Origin of the sequence: Escherichia sp. 93.1518 (assembly GCF_013368915.2) — a bacterium.
In the GTDB taxonomy this organism is placed as follows: Bacteria; Pseudomonadota; Gammaproteobacteria; order Enterobacterales; family Enterobacteriaceae; genus Escherichia; species Escherichia ruysiae.
The window spans coordinates 1-18,659 of the sequence record NZ_JABWMT020000049.1; the positions used below are offsets into that span (position 1 = coordinate 1).

Below are 18,659 nucleotides of genomic sequence, written 5' to 3' on the forward strand. Positions count from 1 at the left end.
GTAGTGTGGGGTCTCCCCATGCGAGAGTAGGGAACTGCCAGGCATCAGATAAAGCAGAAGGCCATCCGGAAGGATGGCCTTTTTGCGCTGGTGCAGAAAAAAGTCCGGATGCGACGCTGGCGCGTCTTATCCGTCCTACGCAGAGTTACGGTAGGGGGCAACAGCGCATTATTCCCCCACATACGCCAGATTCAGCAACGGATACGGTTTCCCCAAATCGTCCACCTCAGAGCGTCCTGTAACCTTAAACCCCATCTTCTTATAGAACCCAACCGCCTGCGTATTTTGCTCATTAACGTTGGTTGTCAGTTCCGGTGCCATTGAGAGCGCATGTTTCACCAGCATTCGACCCACGCCAGCGCCACGCACATAAGGATCGATAAACAGCGCATCCATATGCTGCCCGCTTAGCAACATAAACCCAACCGGCCGATCCCGCTCATTAACCGCGACCCACAATGGCGCTTCCGGCAGAAACGAACGTACCAGCTCTTCCAGTTCAGCCCGATACTCTGCTGATAAAAAATCATGAGTGGCATCGACAGAACGACACCAAATCGCAACCAACTCTTCCCCTTCCTCATGCCGTGAGCGGCGAATACTAATAACCATTTTCTCTCCTTTTAGTCATTCTTATATTCTAACGCAGCCTTTTCCTTGAAACTTTCTCACCTTCGACATGCAGGCTCGACATTGGCAAATTTTCTGGTTATCTTCAGCTATCTGGATCTCTAAACGTATAAGCGTATATAAAGAGGTAATCAGGTTATGCCGATTCGTGTGCCGGACGAGCTGCCCGCCGTCAATTTCTTGCGTGAAGAAAACGTCTTTGTGATGACAACTTCTCGCGCGTCTGGTCAGGAAATTCGTCCGCTTAAGGTTCTGATCCTTAACCTGATGCCGAAGAAGATCGAAACTGAAAATCAGTTTCTGCGCCTGCTTTCAAACTCACCCTTACAGGTCGATATTCAGCTGTTGCGCATCGATTCCCGCGAGTCGCGCAACACGCCCGCAGAGCATCTGAACAACTTCTACTGCAACTTTGAAGACATTCAGGAGCAGAACTTCGATGGTCTGATTGTAACTGGCGCGCCACTGGGTCTGGTGGAGTTTAATGACGTCGCTTACTGGCCGCAGATCAAACAGGTGCTGGAGTGGTCGAAAGATCACGTCACCTCAACGCTGTTTGTCTGTTGGGCGGTTCAGGCCGCACTCAATATTCTTTACGGCATTCCTAAGCAAACTCGCACGGACAAACTCTCTGGCGTTTACGAGCATCACATTCTCCATCCTCATGCGCTTCTGACGCGTGGCTTTGATGATTCATTCCTGGCACCGCATTCGCGCTATGCTGACTTTCCGGCAGCGTTGATTCGTGATTACACAGATCTGGAAATTCTGGCAGAGACAGAAGAAGGGGACGCATATCTGTTTGCCAGCAAAGATAAGCGTATTGCCTTTGTAACGGGGCATCCGGAATACGATGCGCAAACGCTGGCGCAGGAATATTTCCGTGATGTTGAAGCCGGGCTAAACCCGGATGTACCGTATAACTATTTCCCGCACAACGATCCGCAAAACAAACCGCGAGCGAGCTGGCGCAGCCACGGCAACTTGCTATTTACCAACTGGCTCAACTATTACGTCTATCAGATCACTCCATACGATCTACGCCATATGAATCCAACGCTGGATTAATCGTCTGCGGCAAAGGATCGTTAAGCGTTTCAGCACCTTGAATCAGGCACCTTCGGGTGCCTTTTTTATTTCCGAAACACACCTCAACAGGTGAATAAATTTTATCCCCATTGTTATCAATAAGTTAAATTAAATTTAAATTAAAAATGGAAATTGTTTTTGATTTTGCATTTTAAATGAGTAGTCTTAGTTGTGCTGAACGAAAAGCGCACAACGATCCTTCGTTCACAGTGGGGAAGTTTTCGGATCCATGACGAGGAGCAGCACGATGACTGAACAGGCAACAACAACCGATGAACTGGTTTTCACAAGGCCGTATGGCGAGCAGGAGAAGCAAATTCTTACTGCCGAAGCGGTAGAATTTCTGACTGAACTGGTGACGCATTTTACGCCACAACGCAATAAACTTCTGGCAGCGCGCATTCAGCAACAGCAGGATATTGATAACGGAACGTTGCCTGATTTTATTTCGGAAACAGCTTCCATTCGTGATGGCAATTGGAAAATTCGCGGGATTCCTGCGGACTTAGAAGATCGCCGCGTAGAGATTACCGGGCCGGTTGAGCGCAAGATGGTGATCAACGCGCTCAACGCCAATGTGAAAGTCTTTATGGCTGACTTTGAGGATTCACTGGCTCCGGGCTGGAACAAAGTGATCGACGGGCAAATTAATCTGCGCGATGCGGTTAACGGCACCATCAGTTACACCAACGAAGCCGGCAAAATTTATCAACTCAAACCCAATCCGGCGGTTTTGATTTGTCGGGTACGCGGTCTGCACTTGCCGGAAAAACATGTCACCTGGCGCGGTGAAGCCATCCCTGGCAGCCTGTTTGATTTTGCACTCTACTTTTTCCACAACTACCAGGCCCTATTGGCAAAAGGCAGCGGCCCTTATTTCTATCTGCCGAAAACCCAGTCCTGGCAGGAAGCAGCATGGTGGAGCGAAGTTTTCAGCTATGCCGAAGATCGCTTTAATCTGCCGCGCGGCACTATCAAGGCGACGTTGCTGATCGAAACGCTGCCCGCTGTGTTCCAGATGGACGAAATCCTTCACGCGTTGCGCGACCATATTGTTGGTCTGAACTGCGGTCGCTGGGATTATATCTTCAGCTATATCAAAACGTTGAAAAATTATCCCGACCGTGTCCTGCCAGACCGCCAGGCTGTGACAATGGACAAACCGTTCCTTAATGCCTACTCACGCCTGTTAATCAAAACCTGCCATAAACGCGGCGCATTTGCGATGGGCGGCATGGCGGCGTTTATTCCGAGCAAAGATGAAGAGCGCAATAACCAGGTGCTCAACAAAGTGAAAGCGGATAAATCGCTGGAAGCCAATAACGGTCACGATGGCACATGGATCGCCCATCCTGGCCTTGCTGACACGGCAATGGCGGTTTTCAACGACATCCTCGGTTCCCGTAAAAATCAGCTTGAGGTGATGCGCGAACAAGACGCGCCGATTACTGCCGATCAGCTGCTGGCACCTTGTGACGGTGAACGCACCGAAGAAGGTATGCGCGCCAACATTCGCGTGGCTGTGCAGTACATCGAAGCGTGGATCTCTGGCAACGGTTGTGTGCCGATTTATGGCCTGATGGAAGATGCGGCGACGGCTGAAATTTCCCGTACCTCCATCTGGCAGTGGATCCATCATCAAAAAACGTTGAGTAATGGCAAACCGGTGACCAAAGCCTTGTTCCGTCAGATGCTGGGCGAAGAGATGAAAGTCATTGCCAGCGAACTGGGCGAAGAACGTTTCTCCCAGGGGCGTTTTGACGACGCCGCACGCCTGATGGAACAGATCACCACATCCGATGAACTAATTGATTTCCTGACCCTGCCAGGCTACCGCCTGTTAGCGTAAACCACCACATAACTATGGAGCATCTGCACATGAAAACCCGTACACAACAAATTGAAGAATTACAGAAAGAGTGGACTCAACCGCGTTGGGAAGGCATTACTCGCCCGTACAGCGCGGAAGATGTGGTGAAATTACGCGGTTCGGTCAATCCGGAATGTACGCTGGCGCAGCTGGGCGCGGCGAAAATGTGGCGACTGCTGCACGGTGAGTCGAAAAAAGGCTACATCAACAGCCTCGGTGCACTGACTGGCGGTCAGGCACTGCAACAGGCGAAAGCGGGTATTGAAGCGGTTTACTTGTCTGGCTGGCAGGTCGCGGCAGACGCTAACCTCGCGGCCAGCATGTATCCGGATCAGTCTCTCTACCCGGCAAACTCGGTGCCAGCCGTGGTGGAACGGATCAACAACACCTTCCGTCGTGCCGATCAGATCCAGTGGTCTGCTGGTATTGAACCGGGCGATCCGCGTTATGTCGATTACTTCCTGCCGATCGTCGCCGATGCGGAAGCCGGTTTTGGCGGTGTTTTGAATGCCTTTGAACTGATGAAAGCGATGATTGAAGCCGGTGCAGCGGCAGTTCACTTCGAAGATCAGCTCGCGTCCGTGAAGAAATGTGGTCACATGGGTGGCAAAGTGCTGGTGCCAACTCAGGAAGCTATTCAGAAACTGGTCGCAGCGCGTCTGGCAGCCGACGTGACGGGCGTTCCAACTCTGCTGGTTGCACGTACCGATGCTGATGCAGCAGACCTGATCACCTCTGATTGCGATCCGTATGACAGCGAATTTATTACCGGCGAGCGTACCAGCGAAGGCTTCTTCCGTACTCACGCAGGCATTGAACAAGCGATCAGCCGTGGCCTGGCGTATGCGCCGTATGCCGACCTGGTCTGGTGTGAAACTTCTACACCGGATCTGGAACTGGCACGTCGCTTTGCGGAAGCTATCCACGCGAAATACCCGGGAAAACTGTTGGCCTATAACTGCTCGCCATCGTTCAACTGGCAGAAAAACCTCGACGACAAAACTATCGCCAGCTTCCAGCAGCAGCTGTCGGATATGGGCTACAAATTCCAGTTCATCACCCTGGCGGGGATCCACAGCATGTGGTTCAACATGTTCGACCTGGCAAACGCCTATGCCCAGGGCGAGGGTATGAAGCATTATGTTGAGAAAGTGCAACAGCCAGAATTTGCTGCTGCGAAAGATGGCTATACCTTCGTTTCTCATCAGCAGGAAGTGGGTACGGGTTACTTCGATAAAGTGACAACCATTATTCAGGGCGGCACGTCGTCAGTTACTGCGCTGACTGGCTCCACCGAAGAATCGCAGTTCTAAGCAACCTACAAACGTTGCTGACTGTAGGCCGGATAAGGCGTTCACGCCGCATCCGGCAATCAGCGCCTGATGCGACGCTGACGCGTCTTTTCCGGCAATTCTCTGCTCCTGATGAGGGCAACAAATGCCGCGTGGCCTGGAATTACTGATTGCACAAACCATTTTACAAGGTTTCGACGCCCAGTATGGTCGATTCCTCGAAGTGACTTCCGGGGCGCAGCAGCGTTTCGAACAAGCCGACTGGCACGCTGTCCAGCAGGCGATGAAAGACCGTATCCATCTTTATGATCATCACGTGGGGCTGGTAGTGGAGCAACTGCGCTGCATTACCAACGGTCAAAGCACGGATGCCGCATTTTTACTACACGTCAAAGAACATTACACCCGGCTGTTGCCGGATTACCCGCGCTTCGAGATTGCGGAGAGTTTTTTCAACTCCGTATACTGTCGGTTATTTGACCACCGCTCGCTTACTCCCGAGCGGCTTTTTATCTTTAGCTCCCAGCCAGAGCGCCGTTTTCGTACCATTCCGCGCCCGCTGGCAAAAGATTTTTATCCCGATCATGGCTGGGAATCTCTGCTGATGCGCGTTCTCAGCGACCTGCCGCTGCGTCTGCGCTGGCAGAATAAAAGCCGCGATATCAACTACATCATTCGCCATCTGACGGAGACGCTGGGGACAGACAACCTCGCCGAAAGTCATTTACAGGTGGCGAACGAATTGTTTTACCGCAATAAAGCCGCCTGGCTGGTGGGCAAACTGATCACGCCTTCCGGCACGTTGCCCTTTTTGCTGCCGATCCATCAGACGGACAATGGCGAGTTATTTATTGATACCTGCCTGACGACGACCGCCGAAGCGAGCATCGTCTTTGGCTTTGCGCGATCCTATTTTATGGTTTACGCGCCGCTGCCAGCTGCGCTGGTCGAGTGGTTACGGGAAATTCTGCCGGGCAAAACCACCGCAGAACTGTATATGGCTATCGGCTGCCAGAAACACGCTAAAACCGAAAGTTACCGCGAATATCTCGTTTATCTACAGGGCTGTAATGAACAGTTTATTGAAGCTCCGGGCATTCGTGGAATGGTGATGCTGGTGTTCACGCTGCCGGGCTTTGATCGGGTATTCAAAGTCATCAAAGACAAGTTCGCGCCGCAGAAAGAGATGTCTGCTGCTCACGTCCGCGCCTGCTATCAACTGGTTAAGGAGCACGATCGTGTAGGGCGAATGGCAGATACCCAGGAGTTTGAAAACTTTGTACTGGAGAAGCGGCATATTTCCCCGGCATTAATGGAATTATTGCTCCAGGAAGCGCCGGAAAAAATTACCGATCTCGGCGAACAGATTGTGATTCGCCATCTCTATATCGAACGGCGAATGGTGCCGCTCAATATCTGGCTTGAGCAAGTTGAAGGGCAGCAACTGCGCGACGCTATTGAAGAGTATGGCAACGCCATTCGCCAGCTCGCCGCCGCCAATATCTTCCCCGGCGATATGCTGTTTAAAAACTTTGGCGTCACTCGTCACGGGCGCGTGGTGTTTTATGATTACGATGAAATTTGCTACATGACGGAAGTGAATTTCCGCGATATCCCGCCACCGCGCTACCCGGAAGACGAGCTCGCCAGCGAACCCTGGTACAGCGTCTCGCCCGGCGATGTTTTCCCGGAAGAGTTCCGTCACTGGCTATGCGCCGACCCGCGCATTGGCCCGCTGTTTGAAGAAATGCACGCTGACCTGTTCCGCGCCGACTACTGGCGCGCGCTACAAAACCGTATCCGTGAAGGGCATGTGGAAGATGTCTATGCGTATCGGCGCAGGCAGCGGTTTAGCGTGCGGTTTGTATAAATCGGAGGCGAAAAGTTACCGCATTCCACCATACGCCAGCGTGACTTCCTTCGCCGCTTTAATCACCATTGCGCCAAACTCGGTTACGCGGTCATCGGTAATACGTGAAATCGGCCCGGAAATCGAAATTGCGGCAAACGGTTCGCGGTGCTCATCGAAAATACACGCCGCGAGACAACGCAGTCCCAGCGCATGTTCCTCATCGTCAAATGAATAACCCCGCTTGCGCGTTTGCGCGAGGTCTTCTTTTAAATGCACAGGAGAAACCAGCGTTGCGTGGGTATAGGCATGTAACCCTTTACGATGCAGCAGTTTCGTCACCTGTTCTTCGCTCAGTTGGGCTAAAAAGGCTTTACCGGCACCGGAAGCGTGCATCGGTAATTTACCGCCGATAGGAGCGGACATACGCATCAGATGCGTACACTGTACCTGGTCGATAATAATCGCTTCGTGATCGCTTTGATCCAGCACCGCCATATTGACCGTTTCGCCAGACTCTTCCATCAGGTTGCGCAGAATAGGGTGGACAATGGCTAACAAATTACGGCTCTGGAGAAAGCTGCTACCGACCATAAAGGCATGTGCGCCGATCGCCCAGTGACCCAGTTCGCCAACCTGACGGACGAAGCCCTGCTGTTGCATCGTGGTTAGCAGTCGGTGGGTGGTAGAGTTGGGTAATCCGGCTTGTTGCGCCAGTTCGGTTAACGCTACGCTGCCATTGGATTCGGCAATCCACTCCAGTAATTTCAGGCCACGCGTTAAAGACTGAACCTGTCCGGTCGCAGGTGCGGTGGCAACGGCGGGTTTTCTGCCGCGTTTTGCGGGAATGGGTGCGACCATGACAGCCTCCTTTTTCTGTATCGTGGAAATCATTTTCATTTTTATTGTTAACTAATGCAATAGCTGCTGCACTGATCCGATGAGTTAATGTTGAACAAATCTCATGTTGCGTAGTGGTCGCTTTTACCACAGATGCGTTTATGCCAGTATGGTTTGTTGAATTTTTATTAAATCTGGGTTGAGCGTGTCGGGAGCAAGTGTGAGCAGCAAAGTGGAACAACTGCGTGCGCAGTTAAATGAACGTATTCTGGTGCTGGACGGCGGAATGGGCACCATGATCCAGAGTTATCGACTGAACGAAGCCGATTTTCGTGGTGAACGCTTTGCCGACTGGCCGTGCGATCTCAAAGGCAACAATGACCTGCTGGTGCTCAGTAAACCGGACGTGATTGCTGCTATCCACAACGCTTACTTTGAAGCGGGCGCGGATATCATCGAAACCAACACCTTCAACTCCACGACCATTGCGATGGCGGATTACCAGATGGAATCCCTGTCAGCGGAAATCAACTTTGCGGCGGCGAAACTGGCGCGTGCCTGTGCCGACGAATGGAGCGCCCGCACGCCAGAGAAACCGCGCTACGTTGCTGGTGTTCTCGGCCCAACCAACCGCACGGCATCTATTTCTCCGGACGTAAACGACCCGGCATTCCGTAACATTACCTTTGATCAGCTGGTGGCAGCCTATCGCGAATCCACTAAAGCACTGGTGGAAGGCGGTGTAGACCTGATTCTGATTGAAACTGTCTTCGACACCCTCAACGCTAAAGCGGCGGTCTTTGCGGTGAAAACGGAGTTTGAAGCCCTGGGCGTGGAATTGCCGATTATGATCTCCGGCACCATCACCGACGCCTCCGGCCGCACGCTCTCCGGGCAAACCACCGAAGCGTTTTACAACTCTCTGCGCCATGCCGAAGCCCTGACTTTCGGCCTCAACTGTGCGCTGGGGCCAGATGAACTGCGCCAGTATGTGCAGGAGCTGTCGCGAATAGCAGAATGCTACGTCACCGCTCACCCGAATGCCGGGCTGCCTAACGCCTTTGGTGAATACGATCTCGACGCCGACACGATGGCAAAACAGATTCGCGAATGGGCGGAAGCGGGCTTCCTGAATATCGTCGGCGGTTGCTGCGGCACCACGCCACAACATATTGCGGCGATGAGCCGTGCAGTAGAAGGATTAGCGCCGCGCAAACTGCCTGAGATCCCCATAGCCTGCCGTTTATCCGGCCTGGAGCCGCTGAATATTGGCGACGATAGCCTGTTTGTGAACGTCGGCGAGCGGACTAACGTCACCGGTTCTGCCAAATTCAAACGCCTGATCAAAGAAGAGAAATACAGCGAGGCGCTGGATGTGGCGCGTCAGCAGGTGGAAAACGGCGCGCAGATTATCGATATCAACATGGATGAAGGGATGCTCGACGCCGAAGCGGCGATGGTGCGTTTCCTCAGCCTGATTGCGGGTGAACCGGATATTGCCCGCGTGCCGATTATGATCGACTCTTCAAAATGGGACGTCATTGAAAAAGGGCTGAAGTGTATTCAGGGCAAAGGCATTGTTAACTCTATCTCGATGAAAGAGGGTGTCGATGCCTTTATCCATCACGCGAAATTGTTGCGTCGTTACGGCGCGGCAGTGGTGGTAATGGCCTTTGACGAACAGGGCCAGGCCGATACCCGCGCGCGGAAAATCGAGATTTGCCGTCGGGCGTACAAAATCCTCACCGAAGAGGTTGGTTTCCCGCCGGAAGATATCATTTTTGACCCGAACATCTTCGCGGTCGCAACTGGTATTGAAGAGCACAACAACTACGCGCAGGACTTTATTGGCGCGTGTGAAGACATCAAACGCGAACTGCCGCACGCGCTGATCTCCGGCGGCGTTTCCAACGTTTCCTTCTCGTTCCGTGGCAACGATCCGGTGCGCGAAGCCATTCACGCGGTGTTCCTCTACTACGCTATTCGTAACGGTATGGATATGGGGATCGTCAACGCTGGGCAACTGGCGATTTACGACGACTTGCCCGCTGAACTGCGCGACGCGGTGGAAGATGTGATCCTCAATCGTCGCGACGATGGCACCGAGCGTTTACTGGAGCTTGCCGAGAAATATCGTGGTAGTAAAACAGACGACACCGCTAACGCCCAGCAGGCAGAGTGGCGCTCGTGGGATGTGAAAAAACGCCTGGAGTACTCGCTGGTTAAAGGCATTACCGAGTTTATCGAACAGGACACCGAAGAAGCCCGCCTGCAGGCTACGCGCCCGATTGAAGTGATTGAAGGGCCGCTGATGGACGGCATGAACGTGGTCGGCGATCTGTTTGGCGAAGGGAAAATGTTCCTGCCGCAGGTAGTGAAATCGGCGCGCGTTATGAAGCAGGCGGTGGCATATCTCGAACCGTTTATCGAAGCCAGCAAAGAGCAGGGCAAAACCAACGGCAAGATGGTGATCGCCACCGTGAAGGGCGATGTGCACGATATCGGTAAAAATATCGTTGGCGTGGTGCTGCAATGTAATAACTACGAAATTGTCGATCTCGGCGTTATGGTGCCTGCGGAAAAAATTCTCCGCACCGCCAAAGAAGTGAATGCCGATTTGATTGGCCTTTCGGGGCTGATCACGCCGTCGCTGGACGAAATGGTTAACGTGGCGAAAGAGATGGAGCGTCAGGGCTTCACCATTCCGCTATTGATTGGCGGTGCGACCACCTCAAAAGCGCACACGGCGGTGAAAATCGAGCAGAACTACAGTGGCCCGACGGTGTATGTCCAAAACGCCTCGCGCACCGTTGGCGTTGTGGCGGCGCTGCTTTCCGACACTCAGCGTGACGATTTTGTCGCTCGTACCCGCAAAGAGTACGAAACCGTGCGTATTCAGCACGGGCGCAAGAAACCGCGCACGCCACCGGTCACGCTGGAAGCGGCGCGTGATAACGACTTCGCTTTTGACTGGCAGGCTTACACGCCGCCGGTGGCGCACCGTCCTGGCGTGCAGGCAGTGGAAGCCAGCATCGAAACGCTGCGTAATTACATCGACTGGACGCCGTTCTTTATGACCTGGTCGCTGGCCGGGAAGTATCCGCGCATTCTGGAAGATGAAGTGGTAGGCGTTGAGGCGAAGCGCCTGTTTAAAGACGCCAATGACATGCTGGATAAATTAAGCGCCGAGAAAACGCTGAATCCACGCGGTGTGGTTGGTTTGTTCCCGGCAAACCGTGTGGGCGATGACATTGAAATCTACCGCGACGAAACGCGCACCCATGTGATCAACGTCAGCCACCATCTACGCCAACAGACGGAAAAAACCGGCTTCGCCAACTATTGTCTTGCTGATTTCGTGGCACCGAAGCTCTCCGGCAAGGCGGATTACATCGGCGCATTTGCCGTGACTGGCGGGCTGGAAGAAGACGCGCTGGCTGATGCATTCGAAGCGCAGCACGATGATTACAACAAAATCATGGTGAAAGCCCTTGCCGACCGTCTGGCGGAAGCCTTTGCAGAGTATCTCCATGAGCGGGTACGTAAAGTTTACTGGGGCTATGCGCCGAACGAGAATCTCAGCAATGAAGAGCTGATCCGCGAAAACTATCAGGGTATCCGCCCGGCGCCCGGCTACCCGGCCTGCCCGGAACATACGGAAAAAGCCACCATCTGGGAGCTGCTGGAAGTGGAAAAACACACCGGCATGAAACTCACGGAATCTTTCGCGATGTGGCCAGGAGCGTCGGTTTCAGGTTGGTACTTCAGCCACCCGGATAGCAAGTATTACGCCGTGGCGCAAATTCAGCGCGACCAGGTGGAAGACTATGCTCGCCGTAAAGGAATGAGCGTTGCTGATGTTGAACGCTGGCTGGCGCCGAATCTGGGGTATGACGCGGACTGATTCACAAATCTGTCACTTTTCCTTACAACAAACAGGGCGCTCAATGAGTGCCCTGTCTCTTTATTAATATGAAACATTTATACTGGTCTTATATCAGACCGGAAAAGCGCAGCTCGCCCCCCTTCGGTATCTGTTTCAGGAGCATATAACGATAAGGAGAACCTGAACTCGTGTTAACACTGCTTCACCTGCTTTCTGCCGTCGCCCTGCTGGTCTGGGGGACGCATATTGTTCGTACCGGCGTAATGCGCGTCTTCGGTGCGCGCCTGCGTACTGTTCTTAGCCGGAGCGTCGAAAAGAAGCCGCTCGCCTTTTGCGCGGGAATAGGCGTTACCGCACTGGTACAGAGCAGTAATGCTACCACCATGCTGGTGACCTCGTTTGTCGCTCAGGATCTGGTTGCCCTCGCACCGGCTCTGGTGATTGTGCTGGGGGCAGATGTCGGGACGGCGCTAATGGCGCGTATTCTTACCTTCGATTTATCCTGGCTGTCACCGTTACTTATTTTTATCGGCGTGATTTTTTTCCTCGGACGCAAACAGTCGCGCGCCGGGCAACTGGGGCGCGTCGGTATCGGTCTTGGGCTGATTTTGCTGGCACTGGAGTTGATTGTGCAGGCAGTAACGCCGATCACCCAGGCTAACGGCGTTCAGGTGATCTTTGCCTCGCTGACTGGCGATATTTTGCTGGATGCGCTGATTGGCGCGATGTTCGCCATTATCAGCTACTCCAGTCTTGCCGCCGTACTGCTGACCGCCACTCTGACCGCCGCAGGTATTATCTCTTTCCCGGTGGCGCTCTGTCTGGTGATTGGTGCTAACCTTGGCTCCGGCCTGCTGGCGATGCTTAACAACAGTGCCGCCAATGCCGCTGCACGTCGCGTGGCGCTGGGTAGCCTGCTGTTTAAGCTGGTGGGAAGCCTGATTATCCTGCCGTTTGTCCATGTTCTGGCTGAATCCATGGATAAACTGCCTTTGCCGAAAGCGGAACTGGTAATCTATTTCCACGTCTTCTACAACCTTGTGCGCTGTCTGGTAATGCTGCCATTTGTTGACCCGATGGCGCGGTTTTGCAAAACGATTATTCGCGATGAACCGGAACTGGATGCCCATCTGAAACCGAAACATCTGGACGTTAGCGCGCTGGATACGCCAACGCTCGCCCTGGCCAATGCGGCGCGCGAAACATTGCGCATCGGTGACGCAATGGAACAGATGATGGAAGGGCTGAATAAAGTGATGCACGGCGCGCCTCGTGAAGAGAAAGAGCTGCGCAAGCTGGCGGATGATATCAACGTGTTGTATACCGCGATTAAACTTTACCTGGCGCGGATGCCAAAAGAGGAACTGGCGGAGGAAGAGTCTCGTCGCTGGGCGGAAATCATTGAAATGGCGCTCAATCTGGAACAGGCCTCCGATATCGTTGAGCGTATGGGTAGTGAAATTGCTGACAAATCGCTGGCAGCGCGGCGGGCATTTTCGATTGATGGGTTGAAAGAACTGGATGCGCTCTATGAGCAATTGCTCAGCAATTTAAAACTGGCGATGTCGGTTTTCTTCTCTGGCGATGTCACCAGCGCCCGTCGTTTGCGCCGCAGCAAGCATCGTTTTCGTATTCTTAATCGCCGTTATTCCCACGCTCACGTAGATCGCCTGCATCAGCAGAACGTGCAAAGCATTGAAACCAGTTCGCTACATTTAGGCTTGCTGGGAGATATGCAGCGTCTGAACTCGCTGTTTTGTTCAGTCGCTTACAGTGTGCTTGAACAACCAGATGAAGATGAGGGACGGGACGAGTATTAATATTGTGCATGGGATGCCGGGCGGCGCTGCCCCCGGCAATTCACTTAAAAACGGTGCCCGGCTTCCAGCGGAACCGCTTCTTCACCAGCCTTAAACACATAGGTGGTATTCGGGCCGCCCAGCGTAGCGTGACCTTTACTCACCGTGATCCAGTTACCTTCCGGCAGACCAATAATCGTCAACTCTGGCGCAACCACCAGCAGTTCGCGAATACGCTGCTCGCGTGTTTCACCTTTGTGGCCTTCCGGCAGCGCGTTGGTGAAGTGCGGGTTGATTTGCAGCGGGAACAGATCCAGCGCATCGAAACCTTGTGGATCGACAATTGGCATATCGTTGGTAGTACGGATAGTCGGACAGGCAAGGTTAGCCCCTGCACTCCAGCCAATGTACAGCGCGCCGCGTTTCACCACGTCAACAATTGGTGCCAGCAGACCGCGCACACGGCATTCCTTCAGTAACTGGAAAGTGTTGCCACCGCCGACAATCACGATTTCCGCATTTTCAATTGCGGCAACTGGATCGGCAACGCTATGAATACCGGTGACAGAAACACCCAGCGGAGCGAGAACCGCAGCCGTTTTGGCGGTGTAATCATCCCAGGTTTGCGTTACGCCAGCGAAAGGAATAAACACCGCTGAACGGCGCCCCTGCAACTGTTCAGCAATCAGCGGCAGCGCATGTTCCAGCCAGGCTTTTCCCGGCAGCGTCGAGTTACTCAATAAAAGCAGTTCCATTACTTCTCCGGTTAGTAAGAAATCACGGGAGCCATGCTACCACTGTGATTTTAACCGCTTACTGACATGGCTCACGATGTCGCGTATTGCTTCTGGAAAGCGCCTCGCAAGTTTGAATGATCAGGCGTGACAGGTATTCGTAGCAGATGTATTTTTCGACAAATTTCTAAGGGAACTGGAGGAAAAATGCTCGTTAATTACGCTACTTTTAGACAGAGTATGCGCATCATGATGGAGGGAATTATGCGCACAATATCGAAGGTGAAAAAATCTGTTAATGCCTCGCTGCCACCAGAGATTCTGGAAGAAGCTCGTAAACTCAAACTCAATCTCTCGGCGGTATTAACCGAAGCGTTACTGGAAAAAATCCGTCAGAATCAGAGAGAAACCTGGTTGCGAGAAAACAAAGAATCTGTCGACGCGGTTAATCAGTGGGTGGATGAGAACGGTTCATTTAGCGATTACCAAAGGTCATTCTAATGGATCAATATTGTGCTTATGAGAACCTGGGGAGTGGGCGGCACGTTTATCCTTATCTCATCAATCTCCAGCATCCTGTCGCCAATGTATTAAAGCATACCATTGTTGCTCCGGCGGTCAGGCTTGATCGCCGGTAAAAGTTTGTCCGGTGGTTTCAATTGCAGGCCTGGACCATATGGTAATGACACACATGATGACAGGAATACCGCTAAAAGAGTTGGGAGAACGTTAGTCAACAGCGAATCGTACAGCGTGATGCTATCGATTTTCTATTAAACGGCTATTAATGCAGACGCGTAACTTATCGCATCCCGCATAAATCCTGTTTTTTGGGAGGAAGAGGTACGGTATATTCCGCGTTTTACAGGAGAATTTATGCTGCCCGACTCATCAGTCCGTTTAAATAAATACATCAGCGAAAGCGGAATTTGCTCACGCCGCGAAGCGGATCGCTATATCGAGCAAGGCAATGTGTTCCTTAATGGCAAGCGTGCCACCATTGGCGATCAGGTGAAACCCGGCGACGTTGTGAAAGTAAACGGTCAGTTGATTGAGCCTCGGGAAGCCGAAGATTTGGTACTTATCGCCCTGAACAAGCCCGTAGGCATTGTCAGCACCACCGAAGATGGCGAGCGCGATAACATTGTCGATTTCGTTAACCACAGCAAACGCGTGTTCCCGATTGGTCGCCTGGATAAAGACTCCCAGGGGCTGATTTTCCTCACCAACCACGGCGATCTGGTGAATAAGATCCTGCGTGCGGGTAATGACCATGAGAAAGAGTATCTGGTGACTGTGGATAAACCGATTACCGATGAATTTATTCGTGGCATGGGCGCAGGCGTGCCGATCCTCGGGACGGTGACCAAAAAATGCAAAGTCAAAAAAGAAGCGCCATTTGTCTTTCGCATTACCCTCGTACAGGGGCTGAATCGCCAGATCCGTCGTATGTGCGAGCACTTTGGTTACGAAGTGAAAAAGCTGGAACGTACACGCATCATGAACGTCAGCTTAAGCGGCATTCCGCTGGGGGAGTGGCGCGATTTAACTGATGATGAGTTAATCGACCTCTTTAAGCTCATTGAAAATTCCTCTTCCGAGGCAAAACCCAAAGCGAAGGCCAAACCGAAAACGGCGGGTATCAAGCGCCCGGTGGTGAAGATGGAAAAAACGGCGGAAAAAGGTAGTCGCCCGGCATCAAACGGTAAGCGTTTCACCTCGCCGGGGCGGAAGAAAAAAGGGCGCTAATCAGCGTTTGCCGCGCGTCGATGTATTTGCCGACCAACTGAATGACGCTTCGGGGTCCGGTTTATAAGCCTGCTTTTTCTTCAACTGGCGGGCTTTTTTCGCTTCAGCCTCACGCTCAACCATCAGCTTATCAATGTACTCTTTTTTAATGCTGTTGGTTTCGGCATTGGTCAACACGCGACCATGCGCAATACGCGCCCGATCCAGCAGCGTCTTTAATTCGCGCTGTTCACGCTCGGTCATCTCTTTTTGTGTAATACGGGGGAGTGCCATGATGGTGCCCTCAGTGAGCCAGATAGTTCAGTGTACGGGAATTCATTTGCGAGCAGAACTGATAATATTCATTTTGCCGTCTCTTAAATATTTATCTCTCTCGATAATTAGTGATAAATGCAGATAAAAATTTAACGGAAATTATTACCCGGCAAGTTATCTAATTTAATTAAATCTTTATCATTCAATTAATTAAGTGTGAAATTTCACTTTTGGCACACTTTTAGCAATAACCCTTTCGCGTTGATACTGAATGATACAGGGGGTTTAACCCCGTAGGCACTCCAGATTTGGCGCTGATACGGATGAATACGCAGCAAGTCCAGGTACAAACGGGTGTGATGAACACGGTATTGCAGCCACGGCGCAAAGGGGCTATTAAAGGCCGAGATGCGATACTGACATATTCTTGCGCAACTGGTTGAAGCGGAGAAATCCGCGCAGGCAAATGTGATTCGTCGGCGTGAAGAAACCGCCGCCACGCGTTCGTTGCTGAACACCGCCAAAGTCATGGAAAACAACCCGGTGGCGTTGCGCTTAAAAGAGCTGGAAACGCTGGAGAGAGTGGCTGAGCGGATTGATAACATCTCTGTATTTGGTGGTCTTGACCAGGTTCTGCACGGGTTAGTCAATATCAAAGGATGAGGAAAATGTCCTTAAATGGAGTCAGTGCTGCGATGCGTGAACGGGTATCGCAGCAGTTAAAGGAAATTGAACGGCGGTATGGTGTGAAAGTGCTGTACGCCTGCGAATCAGGGAGTCGCGGCTGGGGATTTGCTTCGCCAGACAGCGATTATGATGTGCGTTTTTTGTATGTTCATCCGCTGGAATGGTATCTGCGGGTGGAGTCGCCACGCGATGTTATCGAACTGCCCATTGACGACGAGCTGGATGTTTCCGGCTGGGAGTGGCGTAAGGCGCTGGGATTATTGAAAGGCGCGAACCCGACGCTGATTGAATGGCTGGACTCACCGGTGGTCTATCAGCAAGACGAAGAAACGATAACGGCGCTAAAGGCAATGGTGCCGAAGTGGTTTTCTCCGCTACGTGCGCGCTGGCATTATTATTCGATGGCGCGAAAAAACTTTCGCGGTTATTTGCAGGGCGACGAAGTTCGGCTGAAAAAATACTTTTACGTACTGCGCCCGCTATTGGCTGTGCGCTGGGTTGAAGCGGGTAAAGGTGTACCGCCAATGCGCTTTGCCGAGTTACTGGCGGGAAGCGAACTTGATGCGCCGTTACGCGCAGAAATAGACGAATTGCTGGAACGTAAACAGCGCGCGGGAGAAGCGGAATATGGTCCGCGCCGTCCATTGCTACATGCGTTTATTCGTGCGGAACTGGCGCGTGGAGAAATTCCACCGATTTTACCGGACAGCAGAGACGGAGATGTTCGGGAGCTAGATAATTTGCTGTATCAAACAGTATTGCGCCGGGCATAAAGCCCGGCGTGATTTATTGCTGGTATTGCCAACTGCTGACTAAAGCGTACAAGTGGTTTGGAGAATAGCGCCAGCTTTCCTTCAGTTGCAGGAATTCAGCACAAAATTCACTGCAAAACAGGCGATCGCGCTGTTCTTTATTACCGGTAATAATTCCTAATGCTCCGCGCCAGTCATATTTCTTGCCATCATGTTTACGGAAAAAAGTTTCCACATCCTGAAGGCTGGCCTGGAGCGGCAGCATATCCCACTTATCCGCTGGCAATGGCATTATCTTTCCGCGTACACCGCGATCGCGCAGTGATGCAGAGTAACAAAGGTAACTCTTTTCACCATGCGCCACGGCTAATTCACAGTGGGAATAACTACCGTGTGTGATTTTACGGGTAAGCCAGTCAGCCAGTCGGGCAATACCACGGTGCTCTGTTCGGCCCTTATAACAAGCGAGCCAGACAGTGGTTTTACTCATGGTTGCCAGCCTGTGGAGTAATCGTAGTCGAGCACCGCCTGAATATCGTCCAGAGCTTCCACCGCCGCGCTATGACGCTGGGCGTTGGCGAACAGGCGCATATCGTGATCCATTGTTACCGATTCAAACTGAGCGGCGATTTCGTTGGTTAACTCAATCAGACCGTTATTTTTAGTTTTCCACATTAAACCTGGAGGGATTTTTTTCTCCGCTCCCATTTTAGTGAGCGAGAGCTGTTGGATGCGGCTGCTTGTATCACTGTGGAAGTGATGGTTGTTGATGATGATGTAATCTACCGTTATTTCATCACGTCGATTTTTTATTTCCTGTGTAACCTGTGCCTTAGTATTCTCAAGTGCAATGGTAAATAATGTTTTGTCATATACCCATTTATCATTCTCTAAGATGTAAAAATCACCCGGCGGTGGCGTAGTGATAATTTTGAATGGGTCAAGACATATCCAGCATGGTTTATCTTTTAACTGCCACTGCTCATCATCTACAGGAATTACTGAATCAGGTAATTCCACAGTAAAAGAGGCTGCATCTATCCAGTCAATAACCTCAAAGGTTACCGGATGGTAATACGCATATCGTGTCATCTGTTCACCATAAAATTTTTATATAACCACCCAAGCCACGACCGCCATTGCGGGCAGCGTGGTTTATCGAAGTTGATCCTAAACCAGCCCCTCCCCCACCTCCCGCCCCATAACCAGAGCCGGATTGGCCATCAC

The 18,659-nt window shown here is 52.0% G+C and carries 15 protein-coding genes and 1 pseudogene; 10 read left to right on the top strand and 6 right to left on the bottom strand.

The window, feature by feature from the left end; genetic code table 11:
• Window positions 1–168: 168 nt before the first annotated feature.
• Entirely contained in the window at window positions 169–612 is a 444-nt protein-coding gene (locus tag HEN21_RS21300; protein ID WP_000236992.1) for an acetyltransferase, read from the bottom strand.
• 156 nt (window positions 613–768) lie between these two features.
• Between HEN21_RS21300 and metA the strand changes: the two genes are divergently transcribed.
• From metA to aceK, 4 genes are all read left to right on the top strand, one after another.
• Window positions 769–1,698 carry a homoserine O-acetyltransferase MetA gene (metA, locus tag HEN21_RS21305; RefSeq protein ID WP_001122790.1) on the top strand — a complete coding sequence of 310 codons (930 nt, stop codon included), beginning with the start codon at window positions 769–771 and terminating at the stop codon, window positions 1,696–1,698.
• 268 nt (window positions 1,699–1,966) lie between these two features.
• Window positions 1,967–3,568 (top strand): malate synthase A, encoded by a 1,602-nt coding sequence (gene aceB / locus HEN21_RS21310; RefSeq protein ID WP_000138923.1) that lies wholly within the window; start codon window positions 1,967–1,969, stop codon window positions 3,566–3,568.
• Window positions 3,569–3,597: 29 nt separating this feature from the next.
• Entirely contained in the window at window positions 3,598–4,902 is a 1,305-nt protein-coding gene (gene aceA, locus HEN21_RS21315) for an isocitrate lyase (protein WP_000857853.1), read from the top strand.
• 124 nt (window positions 4,903–5,026) lie between these two features.
• Complete coding sequence (gene aceK, locus HEN21_RS21320; protein ID WP_001137204.1) at window positions 5,027–6,751, top strand: bifunctional isocitrate dehydrogenase kinase/phosphatase; 1,725 nt, start codon at window positions 5,027–5,029, stop codon at window positions 6,749–6,751.
• A gap of 15 nt (window positions 6,752–6,766) precedes the next feature.
• Here aceK and iclR read toward each other — a convergent pair whose 3' ends face one another.
• A complete protein-coding gene (gene iclR, locus HEN21_RS21325; RefSeq protein ID WP_000226403.1) occupies window positions 6,767–7,591 on the bottom strand; it encodes a glyoxylate bypass operon transcriptional repressor IclR in 825 nt (274 codons plus the stop codon).
• Between the two features lie 199 nt (window positions 7,592–7,790).
• Here iclR and metH point away from each other — a divergent pair, with 199 nt between their 5' ends.
• Together metH and HEN21_RS21335 are read left to right on the top strand one after the other, a co-directional pair.
• Window positions 7,791–11,474, top strand: coding sequence for a methionine synthase (gene metH, locus HEN21_RS21330; protein ID WP_176252346.1), 3,684 nt, complete (start codon window positions 7,791–7,793; stop codon window positions 11,472–11,474).
• 170 nt (window positions 11,475–11,644) lie between these two features.
• Window positions 11,645–13,276: a Na/Pi cotransporter family protein gene (locus HEN21_RS21335; protein ID WP_000956836.1), complete on the top strand. Its 1,632-nt coding sequence runs from the start codon at window positions 11,645–11,647 to the stop codon at window positions 13,274–13,276.
• 44 nt (window positions 13,277–13,320) lie between these two features.
• Here the strand turns inward: HEN21_RS21335 and pepE are convergent, their stop codons facing one another.
• Window positions 13,321–14,010: a dipeptidase PepE gene (gene pepE, locus HEN21_RS21340; RefSeq protein WP_000421752.1), complete on the bottom strand. Its 690-nt coding sequence runs from the start codon at window positions 14,008–14,010 to the stop codon at window positions 13,321–13,323.
• Between the two features lie 186 nt (window positions 14,011–14,196).
• Between pepE and HEN21_RS21345 the strand changes: the two genes are divergently transcribed.
• Together HEN21_RS21345 and rluF are read left to right on the top strand one after the other, a co-directional pair.
• Window positions 14,197–14,490, top strand: coding sequence for a type II toxin-antitoxin system CcdA family antitoxin (locus HEN21_RS21345; protein WP_176252345.1), 294 nt, complete (start codon window positions 14,197–14,199; stop codon window positions 14,488–14,490).
• Window positions 14,491–14,865: 375 nt separating this feature from the next.
• Window positions 14,866–15,738 (top strand): 23S rRNA pseudouridine(2604) synthase RluF, encoded by an 873-nt coding sequence (rluF, locus tag HEN21_RS21350; protein ID WP_000936363.1) that lies wholly within the window; start codon window positions 14,866–14,868, stop codon window positions 15,736–15,738.
• Here the strand turns inward: rluF and HEN21_RS21355 are convergent, their stop codons facing one another.
• Window positions 15,739–16,011, bottom strand: a complete 273-nt coding sequence (locus HEN21_RS21355) for a DUF3811 domain-containing protein (protein WP_001207629.1) — start codon at window positions 16,009–16,011, stop codon at window positions 15,739–15,741.
• A gap of 402 nt (window positions 16,012–16,413) precedes the next feature.
• Between HEN21_RS21355 and HEN21_RS21360 the strand changes: the two are divergent.
• Both HEN21_RS21360 and HEN21_RS21365 read left to right on the top strand, forming a co-directional pair.
• A pseudogene (locus HEN21_RS21360) lies at window positions 16,414–16,656 on the top strand (slipin family protein); the annotation flags it as partial.
• A 5-nt stretch (window positions 16,657–16,661) separates the two neighbouring features.
• The gene (locus HEN21_RS21365) at window positions 16,662–17,453 is read left to right on the top strand and encodes a nucleotidyltransferase domain-containing protein (protein ID WP_176252344.1); all 792 of its coding nucleotides are present in this window, start codon (window positions 16,662–16,664) and stop codon (window positions 17,451–17,453) included.
• Between the two features lie 13 nt (window positions 17,454–17,466).
• Here the strand turns inward: HEN21_RS21365 and HEN21_RS21370 are convergent, their stop codons facing one another.
• A complete protein-coding gene (locus tag HEN21_RS21370) occupies window positions 17,467–17,922 on the bottom strand; it encodes a hypothetical protein (RefSeq protein ID WP_105285592.1) in 456 nt (151 codons plus the stop codon).
• Window positions 17,919–18,524 carry a DUF4376 domain-containing protein gene (locus HEN21_RS21375; protein ID WP_176252343.1) on the bottom strand — a complete coding sequence of 202 codons (606 nt, stop codon included), beginning with the start codon at window positions 18,522–18,524 and terminating at the stop codon, window positions 17,919–17,921. Before HEN21_RS21375 ends, HEN21_RS21370 begins: the two co-directional genes overlap by 4 nt.
• Between the last annotated feature and the right edge of the window lie 135 nt (window positions 18,525–18,659).

Excerpts from the sequence above, each read along its gene's own strand:
- HEN21_RS21300 (WP_000236992.1), bottom strand. The coding sequence starts at position 612 with ATGGTTATTAGTATTCGCCGCTCACGGCATGAGGAAGGGGAAGAGTTG.
- metA (WP_001122790.1), top strand. The coding sequence starts at position 769 with ATGCCGATTCGTGTGCCGGACGAGCTGCCCGCCGTCAATTTCTTGCGT.
- aceB (WP_000138923.1), top strand. The coding sequence starts at position 1,967 with ATGACTGAACAGGCAACAACAACCGATGAACTGGTTTTCACAAGGCCG.
- aceA (WP_000857853.1), top strand. The coding sequence starts at position 3,598 with ATGAAAACCCGTACACAACAAATTGAAGAATTACAGAAAGAGTGGACT.
- aceK (WP_001137204.1), top strand. The coding sequence starts at position 5,027 with ATGCCGCGTGGCCTGGAATTACTGATTGCACAAACCATTTTACAAGGT.
- iclR (WP_000226403.1), bottom strand. The coding sequence starts at position 7,591 with ATGGTCGCACCCATTCCCGCAAAACGCGGCAGAAAACCCGCCGTTGCC.
- pepE (WP_000421752.1), bottom strand. The coding sequence starts at position 14,010 with ATGGAACTGCTTTTATTGAGTAACTCGACGCTGCCGGGAAAAGCCTGG.
- HEN21_RS21345 (WP_176252345.1), top strand. The coding sequence starts at position 14,197 with ATGCTCGTTAATTACGCTACTTTTAGACAGAGTATGCGCATCATGATG.
- rluF (WP_000936363.1), top strand. The coding sequence starts at position 14,866 with ATGCTGCCCGACTCATCAGTCCGTTTAAATAAATACATCAGCGAAAGC.
- HEN21_RS21355 (WP_001207629.1), bottom strand. The coding sequence starts at position 16,011 with ATGGCACTCCCCCGTATTACACAAAAAGAGATGACCGAGCGTGAACAG.
- HEN21_RS21365 (WP_176252344.1), top strand. The coding sequence starts at position 16,662 with ATGTCCTTAAATGGAGTCAGTGCTGCGATGCGTGAACGGGTATCGCAG.
- HEN21_RS21370 (WP_105285592.1), bottom strand. The coding sequence starts at position 17,922 with ATGAGTAAAACCACTGTCTGGCTCGCTTGTTATAAGGGCCGAACAGAG.
- HEN21_RS21375 (WP_176252343.1), bottom strand. The coding sequence starts at position 18,524 with ATGACACGATATGCGTATTACCATCCGGTAACCTTTGAGGTTATTGAC.